Origin of the sequence: Marinimicrobium sp. (genome assembly GCF_002695945.1) — a bacterium.
GTDB lineage: Bacteria > Pseudomonadota > Gammaproteobacteria > Pseudomonadales > Cellvibrionaceae > Marinimicrobium > Marinimicrobium koreense.
Genome location: NZ_NZQP01000068.1, coordinates 13,874 through 26,882, shown reverse-complemented (window position 1 = coordinate 26,882; position 13,009 = coordinate 13,874). Strand labels below are relative to the sequence as shown.

The window sequence follows — 13,009 nt, the reverse complement described above, 5'->3', positions numbered from 1 at the left end:
TCTATGCCTACGGTAAAGATGACCTCACACCTGTACCGGTTCTTTCCTCAATTACAGGACCGAACGCTGACCGCACCGCCCGGCTCGGTCGCCGAAGTGCTGCACGCCATTAATGAGCAGGCGCCCGGTTTCACCGACTATGTGCTCGACGAACGGGGTGTGGTGCGGCGACATGTAAAACTGTGTATTAACGATACCATCGTGATTGATCGAAAAACCCTCGCGGATCAGGTTGAAGACGGTGATACTCTGTTTATCTTTCAAGCGCTGAGTGGCGGCTGATGATCTTTCTGTATTCAACGCTTTTCCTTATCGGCACAGCCCTGATTGCGCTTCGGCTGGCAGACGAGCACGCAGACCGTGCAGAGTGGGTAAGATTGGCGGCACTGCAACCTGAACGCCCGGCACCATATGATCCCTCCTTGGTTTCGGAGTTGCCTGAGCCAGCACAGCGGTTTTTCAACTTTGCCATCACCCCCGGCACACCGCTCTATCGCGTGGCGAAATTACGTATGGAAGGGCAGTTCAGCCTGGGATCAAAGGCAGCGCCCAATTATCAACCAATGCGTGCCGAGCAGATACTGGCTGCTCCGGAGGGATTTGTCTGGCGAATGCGACTGAAAGGCCCAATGCTCATGTGCGGGTCAGACTCCAGTTGCTGGACCCGCTTCCGTATTCTGGGTCTGATCCCGGTAGCGCGCCAGGGCGGGAATTCAGATCATGCCCGTTCCGCCTTTGGTCGCTATGTTGCTGAAGCGGTCTTTTGGACACCCGCCGCACTACTTCCAGGCCCAGGCATCACTTGGGAGGCGGTTGACACCGATACCGCTCGAGTAACGCTGTCGTCGGGAGGCTTGTCCCAATCCGTCAGCATTCACATGGACAAGGAGGGGCAACCCACTCATGTGTCATTTATGCGTTGGAGCAATGCCAACCCTGAGAAGACATTCCGCCTTCAACCCTTTGGCGGCATTCTTTCGGACTTCAGGGAAATTCAGGGATTCCGACTCCCCTACCAGGTCAATGCGGGAAATGGCTTCGGAACTGATGAGTACTTTGTGTTTTTCAAGGCCAGAATCAATGACATTCATTTTGACCACAATAAGCGATAGGATATGGCACTAAAAACACGCTGGATAATTTTTTAGAGGAACATTTCATGAACCCCAAGGAGAACCAATGAAAGCCTCGAAGGAATTTTGGGACAAGAGCGCACCCCGCTACGCCAAGAGCCCGGTTCGGGACGAAGCGGTGTATCAGGAAAAGTTGGCCATTACCCGGGAATACTTCCGGCCGGACTCGTCGGTACTGGAGTTCGGGTGCGGTACCGGAAGCACGGCATTAGTGCACGCGCCCCATGTCAGACAGATTATCGCCACCGACATATCGCAGAAGATGCTCGATATCGCCGAGCAGAAGGCGCGGGATGTGGGGGTTGAGAACATCCAGTTCCAGCAGGGCACATTGAATGATCTCAGCTTCGACAAAGAACGCTTTGACGTCATTCTGGGGCTCAACATTCTGCATCTGCTTGAGGATGTGGATGCCACTCTCGCAACCGTCCACAAGCTGTTGAAACCGGGCGGCGTTTTCGTTTCCAGTACCGCGCTGGTGGGCGACCTGTTTTTCCTGTGGCGATTGCTGATCCCCGTTATGCAATGGGTGGGCATGGCACCTTACGTCAATACCCTGAGCAAGGAAGCGTTACTTTCCAAACTGACCAGAGCGGGGTTCAGTATCGAGCGCGAGTGGCAGCCCAACAAGGCCTCGATCTTTATCGTCGCTCGTAAGTAGCGAGACAATGGCAGATTATTGCTCGTAGAGAACTCTGCCTTGGTAAATCGCACCCACCCGATTTGCGATGAGCTTCATAGTAAGCCGTGTCATGGGCCGTTAATATCGTTCAGCGTTGCGAGACCTGAACCGATGAGGACCAGGCCCGGATGGGGATGAAAGCCGTTCTGTTCAATGTTCATGATATTGCGTTGATTGTGACAGTCATCGCCTGTGCGCTGCTGGGCTCCCGACACATTGGCGGCTGGCGTCGACCAAAGCGCTCCGGTTATTTTTTTGGGTTGTTTTTCGCGATCAATGCGCTGGTCGCCGTGAATACCCTGATTGTCTGGGCCGAGCCCATTCGCCACCCGGTGTTTGCGCTGCTCCCCTACTTGTATCTCGTCTTGGGCGCCGTGGGCTTTCTGCTGGGGCCCCTGCTCTATTGGCAGTTGAGATCACATATGAGCCCGGGGTTCCGCTTGAGCCGCTGGCAGTGGTGGCATCTGACCCCTGCGGTGCTGGCGCTGATATACCTTTACCTTGAGTGCTTCCGTTTTCCCCACGCGGTACAACGGGACCTGCTACTGAACCTGCAGCTGTATCAGCAGCCGAACGCCTATTACGACGACTTTATTACCCTGAAGAAATTATTGCCGCTTGCCTATGGCCTGTGGTGTCTGGCCATCGTTGTTCGCTCCAGGCACGAAGTTTCAGCGACGATCGTCGACAAAGACGTCTTTCGTGAACAGAGTTGTATCGTAAGCGGCTTCACCATGGTGTGGTTGTGGAGCGCCCTTACCCACTTTGTGGGCAGCGCGCATTCCGGTCCGGTCAGCGATGCCATGGGCGTGGTCGGCAATTACGCCACCCTGGCGTTGGTCGCCTTTTTGCTCTACCGGGAATTGCTCACACCGCTCCCTACCCTCACAGCACAACAGAGCACGCCCCCGGCCAGTGCCGCCCCCATCGACGATGCCGACGTGGCGCGTATTACAGCGGCCATGACCCGAGATAGAACCTACCTGAACCCTCAGCTTACCCTGGAGCGTTTTGCGGCAAAGGTTGACTGTTCGCCGCGAGACGTCTCAACCATCATAAACCGCCGCTTCAAGCAGAACTTTCACGATTTTGTCAGTCGCTATCGCCTCGAGGAAGTAAAACGTCAGCTACGCGACCCGGCAACCAGGAATCAGACCATTACCGATATCGCCCGAGCGGCGGGATTCAACAGCAAGGCCACCTTCCACCGGTTCTTCAAGAAAACCGAAGGCATCACGCCATGCGCCTACCGGCAGAAACACCACCCGGACTATGACGGCCTGCCGGCCAGCTCTCGTACCGCCTGATCCCACCCTGTCTCAATTTCTGCAAAACGCCTATTGAGACTGTTCCTCACGCGCTCCCCACCGGAAAATCGCCCGGTCGGCCGCCACTCTCCCCGGGGAGCCAGGCGCCTACGATCTTCATTCTTATAACTTTAAGGAGTTCGTTATGTTTTCCTCTCTACGGCGACTCGCCCGCACGGTGCCCGTCTTCGGGCTATTACTCATGGCGCCTTTGTTGGCAGATGCCAAACCCTACAAAAGCGCTGAAGTGTTTACTCTGGACTCGGAGCTCTACGGCAAATACGTGATTCGCATGCGGGCCGGTAAAGGCAGCGGCCTGATCTCGGCGTTTTTCCTTTGGAAAGAAGGCTCGGAGCTCGAGGATGTATTCTGGGAAGAGGTAGACATTGAGGTGCTCGGCAAAGACGGCGCCAACGCCTGGCAGAGCAACATCATTACCGGTCTGGGCACCAAGATCACCTCTGAGGAGGTACACCCAGCGTCTGGCCTGGGGGATAGCTACCATACGTTCACGCTTGAGTGGACCCCGGATCGGGTTCGCTGGCTGATTGATGGGCAGCTGGTACGCGAAGTGAATGGCAATCAGGCCAGTGCCCTGACCAGCCCCGCCCAGGCGCGCATGAACTTCTGGCCAGCGAATATCGCCGAGTGGGTCGGCCCCTTCGATGACAGCATTCTACCGGTGCACATGTACGTGAACTGGATGGAGTATCACCGCTGGGATGGACAGAATTTTCAGCTTAGCTGGCGTGATGATTTTGATTCACTGGATCCCTCCCGCTGGGGCACCGCCGACTGGACGTTTGCGGAAAACAGCGCCGATTTCACCCCGAGCAACGTCACCACTCGCGATGGCTATCTGGTACTGAGCATGACGCACGAAGGGCAGGAAGGCTATAACGGTACGCCGCCACGAGACACCGACGGAGGTACGCCAGAACCAGATCCCGAACCGGAACCCACGCCCGGTACTATTGGCTGCAGCGTAACGGGGCTCAATCAGTGGGGGTCGGGTTATCAGATGGATGTAACGGTAACCAATGACACCAATAGCGCCATCAACGGCTGGGTCGCCACACTCGGTTTTGATCAGGACCCACAGGTGACCAATAGCTGGAGCGCCAATGTACAGGCCAGCGCGTCCGACATTGTGGCCAGCAGCCTGAGCTGGAATGCCAACCTGGCTCCAGGGAGCACCGCCACCTTCGGGGTTCTCGGCAATGCCAATGGATCGATCAGCACACCGGACTGTACCGCCACGGCCAACTGATACGCCAGAGGCGGTAGATACTGAAATAGGGCTTATCGCTAAGCCCTATTTCATCGCAGTGACCTTGAGTTTCCCCTCAGTCTTTTGCAGAGTTCAGAAAGCCATTCACTTCCAGCCAGTACATGAACGAACCAAACCACTTGTTGCTGGTCCGGTCCGGATTGCCCAGCCCAAAGCCGTGACCGCCATTCTGGTACAGGTGGAACTCGACCGGAATGCCCGCTTCGTACCAGGATTCGATCAGGCCGAATTTTCCGTTGAAGAGGAAGTCGTCGGAAGCGATGGCCGCAAACATCGGCGGCGCACTCTCTGGCACATCGACAGCATTCATACCGCCGTAAATCGGACCAATAAACGCCAGCTCGACTTTTTCGGATTCGAGTGCGGTGGCCATAGTCAGGCCTGCACCGGCAGAGAAACCAATCATGCCGATTCGTTCAGGATCAACGCCCCAGTCATCAGCGCGCTCGAGTATCATCGAATAAGCCGCCTCAACATCTGCAATCTGGTTTGACAGGTCCCAGCGCGGGCGCTCCGGTGCTTCGTTCTGTTCACCACCCTCAGAGGATTCATCGGCTTCTTCGAAGCGGCGGTTCATCTGGTTTTCAAAGTCTTCCAGGGAGGGAGCCGTGGGTTGCAGCCGGTACTTGAGGACAAAGGCATTGATGCCCTGTTCGGCCAGCGCCTCGGCCACCTCCCAGCCTTCATTGCCCATGGACAGCCACATGAAGCCACCGCCCGGCGCCACGATCACCGAGGTGCCATTGGCTTTTTCCGGATCGGCCAATACCGGCGTCAGAGTCGCCCTGGAAATATTGCGGGCCATGGGATCTCCCCACTGGCGGAACCAGCTTTCCGGCTCGGTCTGCCCTTCCACACCTCCGGTTTCCAGAGGAATGGCACCGGGCTCATCGGGGGCGTCGATCGGATACATTTTGCCGTCCTGCGCGAAGACGGCGGTGCTGAAGGCGATCAGTGCGACCGCGAGGCATTGACTCAAAAATGGGATTGGGTGTTTGCTCATGACTTTCCTGCCTTTGCATTTGTTATTGGGCTTTGCTGGGTACTTGAGCCGAGTAGGCGCTTACCTTAAAAAGAGGTCTTACCGCCCGCCTCAACTATAAGTCACCACGACAATAAGCTATGACGTCGCGCTCGTAAAGAACATAACAAATGTATACTAGTCGGTCTGACGAACTCCGTCGCAAGATAACCAGATGACTCTCTGAAATGGGGCATATTTGCCACACTATTATCCTTAAACCAGATAACGATGCCGTAATACCCCATTAACTCAGCATCAGCTGATTCGGCCGAGCGCCCCAGTCTCCATATAGACAAAAAAATAATAAAGGTTCATAATTAGAATATTGGTGAGCAGTCAGGCCGCTTTTTTGGAGGTAACTCATGGCAACTACAGCGCCCCGTCAACAGCCCGATACCGCGCCACTCGGCCCCGCCGGGCTCAAGGCGGCCTTCAATATTCTGGAGAAGTGGGACTGCAGCCTGAATGAGCAATTGGCTATCCTCAGCCTGCCCAAGGCAACCTACTACAAGTACCGCAGTCAGCCGGAAAAGGCGCAGTTGGACCGGGATCACCTGGACCGGATCAGCTACCTGCTGAACATACATGCCGGTCTGAACACGGTATTCGACAACCCGGAAAACCGTTACGGCTTTATGCGTATGAAGAACCACAACCCCTACTTCAGCGGCAAAACTCCCATGGAGGTCATCAGTACCGGCTCCCTGGCGGCGTTATATGAGACCTTCAAACGCGTGGATGCACTGCGGGGGGCACAGTGGTAGCACCGCTCGACGCTCCGGAACAGCGGGTCGAGCCGCTGGCCAGCTACCGGCTGATTCCCTCCCGGTTTCCGCCCATCACCCTGTTTGAGGATGTGGCCGACGCGGACGACTTCGAGGCGCTGTATCAGTTGCAGGCACTGACCAATCCTCGGCTACTGGCCGAGGCCGGCGACCTGGGGCTGATCCCCCGGGACGAGATCCCCTTCGGGATTCGAGGCTGCTCCTACGCCGTAGCACCGTTTACTCATGTAAACCCGGACGGCAGCCGCTTCAGCAATGGCGCCTTCGGCGTACTGTACCTGGCAGAATCCGTCACCACGGCGATTGCCGAGGTTCGCTACCATCAGCAGCGATACCTGAGTCGGGTGGAAGGTCTGCGCTATGACCGGCTGGTATTTCGCTCGCTGCTGTGCGGATTTTCGGACACCCTGCTGGATCTGACCCGGCTTCCGCCCGAGCACGCGATTTATGATCCCGAGGATTACTCCGCCAGCCAGGCGCTGGGCGCCGCCGCTCGCCAGAGGGGAAAAAAAGGCCTGAGCTATCACTCAGTGCGCAACCTGGGGGCCACCTGCTGGGCGCTGTTCACCCCACGGGGCGTCAAAAGTATGGTGCAGTCAGCACATTATGAAATGATCTGGGATGGCGAGGGAATTTCCAGCGTAAACCGAATTTCGAAACGCTAACGAGGGAGTACGGATCTGGCGAGGACTGCCATTCCATCAAGCGTGAGATAACCGGGCCTCCCTGCCCGGTTCAACATCCAATACCAGCGCGACTTACAGGCGGCTGTACCGATACAGCTCGGTCACACCGTCGGTCATGGTGCTGCAGTAGAAGTGGTCTCCTTCGGCAGCAATCACACCGCACTCGAAGTTCTCCGCCGTTTCCATGGTGTTCCAGTCGCTGTCACAGGCGTCGCGCTGACGCTCAACGTGGGTGGACTGGGACAGGAGGCGACCGGTCATACTCCAGGTGAATTCACTCTGGTACTCATCACAGGCGCCATCGGCCGACTCGGACGCGAAGCCCCCGGTCTGGTCCTCGCCCAGGGTTTCCTGACCGAGCGGCTCCCAGGAGCAGCTGCTGTCATCCAGAAGTGCCAGCTCATACTCTCCGGCGATATCACCCGGAGTGACAGGATCAGCCACTTCCATTTCGATGGACAGGTCACCACGCCAGCCGCGCTGACCCAACGCTTCCTGATACCCCATGGAAATGGGCGTCTGGGTAAGGTTCAGCAGGCCGACAAAGGTCTCAGCACAACCGGGGTTACCCATGGTCTGCATCACCGGCTCAACGGTGTTGAACATTTTCATGGGCTCGCGCAGGTTCAACGCCAGTGCCGACAGCCCGTTGGTTTCCAGCGTTTCGCCGGCCAGGTTGTTAGCGGCTGCTTCACCGGCACTGCCACGATAGACCACCAGATGCTTGCCTTTGATCGCCGCAAAGTTACCGCCCAGGCCCATCGGGTCGGGAATTTCCACCGCGGTGCCGTCTGAGGGAATGCTCAAGCCCATCATACCCGGCACAAACGAGCTGGCCATGGAGGCCAGGGCCGCCGGATTCTCAGAGCTGATGGACACCAGCACGGAGCCGTCGAGTCCGACTGGCGTTGTATCGCTGGGCTCGAGATTGAACAGCGCAATACCGGCACCACGCACCGAATCAACCATGGCGGTACCCATGGCGAGCATGGCCGGGTTATAGCTCTGGGCTTGTTGCTGCATCGCCTGCAGTTGCTCGCACTGGAACTCGGCCTGGGTGAACTGGGTCCAGAATTCGCTCAACACCGGCACGAGTTGACTGACATTCAGCCCCAGCGCGTAAGCCGCCAGCTTGTCATCCACGGTGCGGGCATAGCCCGGCACATGGCCCTGCAGCTTCTGCAAAGACGTGACCACACTGTCGTTGTTGATGTGCCAGAGGAAACTCAGATCCTGCCCCAGCTCGTTGCCGTTGACGGAGTAGCCGTCCGAGCCCATGGTGATGCGCGGCATATGGCTCGCCAGCGCGACATAGTCGTTACGACAGGCATCGCTCATGTCCTGGGCGAAATCCTGTTCAAACTCCGGGAACCAGGTGCGCAGCTCACGGCCAGTGCCATTCTGCTCGGGCGAGAACAGGGCGGTCACAATTTGCTGGAAGTCCACATAGCCCATGAACTGGTCCGCATCGGCATAGTCCTTACGCAGTTGTTTGAGGCGCTCGGTACCGGCCAGCGGCTCCGCCTGGGGCTGGCGGGCAAAGCGCAGCATCCGCGCCTCCGGCGTATCCTTGCTGTTCAGCAGAGACAGCGTCAGGCTGCGCTCATCCAGCGCCAGACCCAGCTTGATCTCCGGCTTTTCTTCATTCAGAGACCAGGCGTACAGGGTGGCACTTCCGAGGGTGCTCTGCTCCGCGGTTACGCCGGTTTCCTGCTCGGCTTCAGCCAGTACGGCCATCAGAGGCTCGGCGCTGGTCAGCGAGAAGCGGACTACCGGTGCAGCACCGCTGAAGTAGAAACCATAAGGGCCGGTGGGATTGGCACCGTAGCGATCCACCAGACCTTGCTGCCCCTGAGTGGCCGCCGTCTGAATGTAGTCATCGATCAACCAGCGTACCAGTTGTGCACCGGAACCCTCTTCGCTGGCATCCAGCAGGTCAATCAGCGGCTGGATATCATTGGGGTTCATGTTCTGAAGGGTTTTGTTGGACAGCTCGGTATAGTCTGCCTTGGTTTGCCCTACCACCACCACGGGGCTGTCCGCCGGGATAAAGGTGAGCAGTTCATCCAGCCCGTTGCCCGAGGTTCGGGAGCCTGTGAAAACGCCGGTGGCAAACGCCACGGCCACTCCCACCAACACCAATACGACGAGCGAAATTTTGGTTATTTTCTGCATAAGAGAAGATTCCTTGTTTTTCCGTATTTAACATCCTGATAAGGCGTAGGATCTGCGCGTAAGAACGCCGCCATATTCTGCCAGAAGCTCAGCCGCCGGGCCATGACCAAGTTCACGTCGCCTGAATAAACCTTTTAGCGGCGCATACGCAAACAGGCCACCCAGTGGTGGCCTGTTTACAATCCGGGGGTGAAACGGACTTAACGCGCGGGAGGTGTCACCCGGAAGTAATCGGCGTCGGCATAGGCGCCCTCGCCGCCCTCCACGAACAGACCGATTTTACCGCCCACCCAGCGGCCCCGCCGGGTTTGGAAGCGCTCACCCAGGGGCTGGTAGTCGTCGCCATCCAGACTGTATTCGAAATCGACCGTCTGATCATCGTGAAAGTGCAACCGCAGGTAAATGCGCCCCTCGCCGGCATAGGCGATGTCGCCCTGAGTCTGTTCGTCACACCCGGTGCGGGCATCGACACAGGTTTTCTGCACCAGCCGGGTCTGCCCATCGCGCTGTTCCAGCCCGATCCATCCGTAATCCTCACCAAACATGACCAGGCCGGCCCGGTCACCGTTATGCCGGGTATTCACTTCGAGCACCGTGGTCATGGTGAATGCNGGCGCGGGCACTTTCTGCATGACCAGCGCCGGGTTCAGCCANAGGTTGTCCTCGCCATTGGGGGAGTCAAAGTCATGGGCNAANAGGCGCAGGTGCCCCGCCCGCTCNGTCAGGGAAAACCANTCNTCNTNGTAATTGGCGTTCCACTGCCACTGCACACCCAACCGCTCACCGGAGAATTCATCGGTGGTGACCGGCACCTTNACCGGGAACCCGTCCACGGGCTTGCGGTGCCGNAGCACCGGCTCCCCGAGGCCNTCGGCGTTCACGTTCTGGCCCATTTCGGGCCANTCATCGCGCCAGCGCACTGGCTGCAGGTGCACAATCCGCCCGTAGGTTTCTTTGGACTGGAAATGAATNAACCAGTCATCGCCTTCCGGGGTCTGCACCCAGGCGCCCTGGTGTGGGCCATTGACCTCNGTGTCGCCCTGGGCCANNACGATCCGGTCCTCGTAGGGGCCTTCAACGTTCCGGGCACGGAATACCGACTGCCAACCCGGCTCAACACCACCGGCCGGGGCGAAGATGTAGTAATAGCCATTGCGCTTGTAGAACTTGGGCCCCTCCAGNGTGCGATAGCCGGGCANCTGAAAGCCGTCAATCACGGTNTCGCCTTCNTCGTAGACTTNNGANGCNTCNGGNGCCATGCGCCGAAGNGTCAGAATNTTNTTGAGCCCGGCGCGACTCTTTGCCCAGCCGTGCAACAGATAGGCNTGTCCGTCGTCGTCCCACAGCGGCGTCGGGTCGATNAGCCCGGCANCTTTGCCCGGCACCACCAGNTGCGGCTCGCTCCAGGGGCCGGCAAAGTCCTCGGCNTGAACCTGATAGATGCCAAAATCCGGGTCNCCCCAGAAAATCCAGAACTTGCCATCGTGGTAGCGCAGNCAGGGCGCCCAGATGCCNTTGCCGTGCTGCGGCACNTCGAACACCTCGNGCGGGATTTGCCGGTCGACCGCGTGCCCCACCAGCTCCCAATTGACCATNTCTTTGGAGGTCANCAGCGGNAGGCCNGGGGCACTATTGAAGCTCGAGGAGGTCATGTAGTAAGTNCCGTCNACCTGAACCACATCCGGGTCCGAGTAATCGGCGTAAATGACCGGGTTCTNGTAGGTNCCATCCCCGAGGTCGGATACCCAGGGNGCGNTCACCGTAGANGAGTCTGACGACGGNGTGGANTGACAGCCAAACAAAAACAGGCTCGCCGCGCCNAGCGCGGCCAGAAGTGTGCGTTGTCTCATGGTTGATTTCTCTCATTGCATTATGCTTTATTGACCAGCGGAATCATGGCACGGCGCANTCGCACTGGTCAATTTCAGGCGCAGNGCCACTTCCACCCCGGAGCGATCCACACGGGGCCANTTTTTATCCCATTGGAGTATGTATGTATTGGGGTTCGTTATTGTTGACGGGTGCGATTGCACTCAGTGCCAGCGCACCGTCCCAGGCCATGAGCCAGGAGGNTTTTGCCCAGTGTATCGAGCGCTTCTCCCAGGAGGCCAAAACCCAGGGGCTGGACTCTGCNATCGTCCGCGATAGCCTGGCCAATCTGAAGTGGGTCGANCGGGTGATNGANCTGGANCGNCGCCAACCGGAATTCACCACGCCTTTCTCTGACTACTTGNGTCGCCGCGTCACCGACCAGCGAGTGGCGGACGGNCGTCGCCTNCTNCGCGAGCATCGGGACCTGCTCGCCCGGGTCGAGCGGGAGTACGGCGTACCCGCNCCNTATCTGGTGGCCTTTTGGGGCCTGGAAACCAACTTNGGCCGCTACTTCGGCAANATGTCCGTNCTNGACTCGCTGGCCACACTGGCCTGCGACGAGCGCCGCAGCACCTACTTTACCCGGGAGTTGATGTCGGCCCTGCGCATCGTTGACGANGGGGCCATTGCACCGGAGCGTATGGAAGGCTCCTGGGCNGGCGCCATGGGGCATGTNCAATTTATGCCGTCGGTGTTTATTCGCCACGCCGTGGANTATGACAATGACGGCAANCGGGANCTNTGGAACAGCCTGNCNGATGCCATGGNCTCGGCGGCCAANTTTCTCAGCAGCATGGGCTGGGACGNCGANTACCGCTGGGGNCGGGAAGTCCGCCTGCCGGAGAACTTCCCGTACCTGGAAGCCGGCCTGAAACAGCGCCGCCCGCTGTCGGAGTGGCACGANATGGGCATTCGCCAGACCAATGGCACCACCCTGCCCTCCGCNGATATCGAAGCCGCCCTGCTGGTNCCGTCCGGCCATCGNGGCCCGGCNTTCCTGGTGTACGACAACTTCAAGGTGATCATGGGNTGGAACCAGTCCGAGTANTACGCCCTGGCNGTGGGCCATNTGGCGGACCGGATTGCCGGNGCNGGCANNCTGAGCNNAACNCCCCCGGAAGACAGCCCGCGGCTGAATCGGGANCAGGTAATNGCCATTCANGANAANCTCAANGCCGAAGGCCATGAGGCGGGCAANGTGGATGGCATCTGGGGGCCCGCTACCCGCCAGGCCCTGAGNCNATTCCAGAGTGANCGNGATCTGGTGCCNGANGGCTTNCCNGACCCGAACACNNTGAGNGCNCTGGGTATCGANCNGTAACACGNANNNCCNAANACCGTCTGNNCCGAANCCTCCGGAAGGGTNNNATTNNCAACCTTCCGGAGCCGCCAACTTTTCGTCAGGATTCCTGAAACACCCACCCGCATTCCGTCGCGCGTCAACCTTCCAGCACTTTCAGGGTAAATGTGACCATTTCATGGAAGATTGATAACTTTTTCCCTGTTTATTCTTTATGTCGATAACAAAATGTTCTTTTTAGAACCTTTTGAAACAATGATCCATGTGGGAGAATGCGCCCCGTGATCAGGAAGTTGCGAAGTCGGTCACAGACCTAGTCAGTCAAATATGGTTCCGCGGCTAATATCTCCGCAGGGCCGACGGTTAAAATATTCAGGTGTTTTACTATGAAAAAGTTTTTGTTTGCTGTTTGCGCATCCGCTCTGTTCAGTGTTTCCGCCCTGGCTTGTGAAGCGCCGGCCAATAAGCCCGCGATCCCGGATCCGGCAACGGCAGTGACCGCGCAGATGGTCAAAACCAACAATGAAGTGAAGCAGTATGTTCAAGCTCAGGAAGCATTCCTGAACTGCTCAAGCATGAGCAACCGCGAGAAGCGTCAGGCGGTGGAAGAGTTGAAAGCCTACGCCGACTCTTTCAACCAGGCGGTACGTCAATTCAAGCTGGCGTCCAACTAAGACGCGAGCTGTTGCAAGATTCGGGGCGCTTGCCCCTTGTTAGACCTGAGGCTCCGGCCTCAACCCGCTTTTCTTTTGGC

12 protein-coding genes are annotated in these 13,009 nt (G+C 58.0%); 9 read left to right on the top strand and 3 right to left on the bottom strand.

Features of this window, described 5'->3' with window-relative positions; genetic code table 11:
- Window positions 1–3: 3 nt before the first annotated feature.
- The 5 genes from CMG77_RS15250 to CMG77_RS15230 all read left to right on the top strand — a co-directional run bounded on the left by CMG77_RS15250 (window position 4) and on the right by CMG77_RS15230 (window position 4,392).
- On the top strand, window positions 4–282 hold the full coding sequence (locus CMG77_RS15250; protein WP_286805919.1) for a MoaD/ThiS family protein: 279 nt from the start codon (window positions 4–6) through the stop codon (window positions 280–282).
- On the top strand, window positions 282–1,112 hold the full coding sequence (locus CMG77_RS15245; RefSeq protein ID WP_286805920.1) for a DUF6544 family protein: 831 nt from the start codon (window positions 282–284) through the stop codon (window positions 1,110–1,112). Before CMG77_RS15250 ends, CMG77_RS15245 begins: the two co-directional genes overlap by 1 nt.
- Before the next feature lie 67 nt (window positions 1,113–1,179).
- Entirely contained in the window at window positions 1,180–1,794 is a 615-nt protein-coding gene (locus CMG77_RS15240; RefSeq protein WP_286805922.1) for a class I SAM-dependent methyltransferase, read from the top strand.
- Window positions 1,795–1,949: 155 nt separating this feature from the next.
- Window positions 1,950–3,122, top strand: coding sequence for a helix-turn-helix domain-containing protein (locus tag CMG77_RS15235; protein ID WP_286805924.1), 1,173 nt, complete (start codon window positions 1,950–1,952; stop codon window positions 3,120–3,122).
- Window positions 3,123–3,267: 145 nt separating this feature from the next.
- A complete protein-coding gene (locus CMG77_RS15230) occupies window positions 3,268–4,392 on the top strand; it encodes a family 16 glycosylhydrolase (RefSeq protein ID WP_286805927.1) in 1,125 nt (374 codons plus the stop codon).
- Between the two features lie 76 nt (window positions 4,393–4,468).
- Here the strand turns inward: CMG77_RS15230 and CMG77_RS15225 are convergent, their stop codons facing one another.
- Window positions 4,469–5,416 (bottom strand): alpha/beta hydrolase, encoded by a 948-nt coding sequence (locus CMG77_RS15225; protein ID WP_286805928.1) that lies wholly within the window; start codon window positions 5,414–5,416, stop codon window positions 4,469–4,471.
- A 383-nt stretch (window positions 5,417–5,799) separates the two neighbouring features.
- Between CMG77_RS15225 and CMG77_RS15220 the strand changes: the two genes are divergently transcribed.
- Entirely contained in the window at window positions 5,800–6,201 is a 402-nt protein-coding gene (locus tag CMG77_RS15220; RefSeq protein ID WP_286805929.1) for an antitoxin Xre-like helix-turn-helix domain-containing protein, read from the top strand.
- Window positions 6,195–6,887 (top strand): RES family NAD+ phosphorylase, encoded by a 693-nt coding sequence (locus CMG77_RS15215; protein ID WP_286805931.1) that lies wholly within the window; start codon window positions 6,195–6,197, stop codon window positions 6,885–6,887. Before CMG77_RS15220 ends, CMG77_RS15215 begins: the two co-directional genes overlap by 7 nt.
- 93 nt (window positions 6,888–6,980) lie before the next feature.
- On the opposite strand, the gene CMG77_RS15210 is transcribed toward CMG77_RS15215, so the two are convergent.
- The gene (locus CMG77_RS15210; protein WP_286805932.1) at window positions 6,981–9,083 is read right to left on the bottom strand and encodes a hypothetical protein; all 2,103 of its coding nucleotides are present in this window, start codon (window positions 9,081–9,083) and stop codon (window positions 6,981–6,983) included.
- A 200-nt stretch (window positions 9,084–9,283) separates the two neighbouring features.
- On the bottom strand, window positions 9,284–10,933 hold the full coding sequence (locus CMG77_RS15205) for a glycoside hydrolase family 43 protein (RefSeq protein ID WP_286905071.1): 1,650 nt from the start codon (window positions 10,931–10,933) through the stop codon (window positions 9,284–9,286).
- Between the two features lie 143 nt (window positions 10,934–11,076).
- On the opposite strand from CMG77_RS15205, the gene CMG77_RS16035 reads away from it, so the two are divergent.
- Both CMG77_RS16035 and CMG77_RS15200 read left to right on the top strand, forming a co-directional pair.
- On the top strand, window positions 11,077–12,276 hold the full coding sequence (locus CMG77_RS16035) for a lytic murein transglycosylase (protein WP_353743507.1): 1,200 nt from the start codon (window positions 11,077–11,079) through the stop codon (window positions 12,274–12,276).
- A 365-nt stretch (window positions 12,277–12,641) separates the two neighbouring features.
- Window positions 12,642–12,929 (top strand): hypothetical protein, encoded by a 288-nt coding sequence (locus CMG77_RS15200; protein WP_024460782.1) that lies wholly within the window; start codon window positions 12,642–12,644, stop codon window positions 12,927–12,929.
- Window positions 12,930–13,009 lie beyond the last annotated feature (80 nt).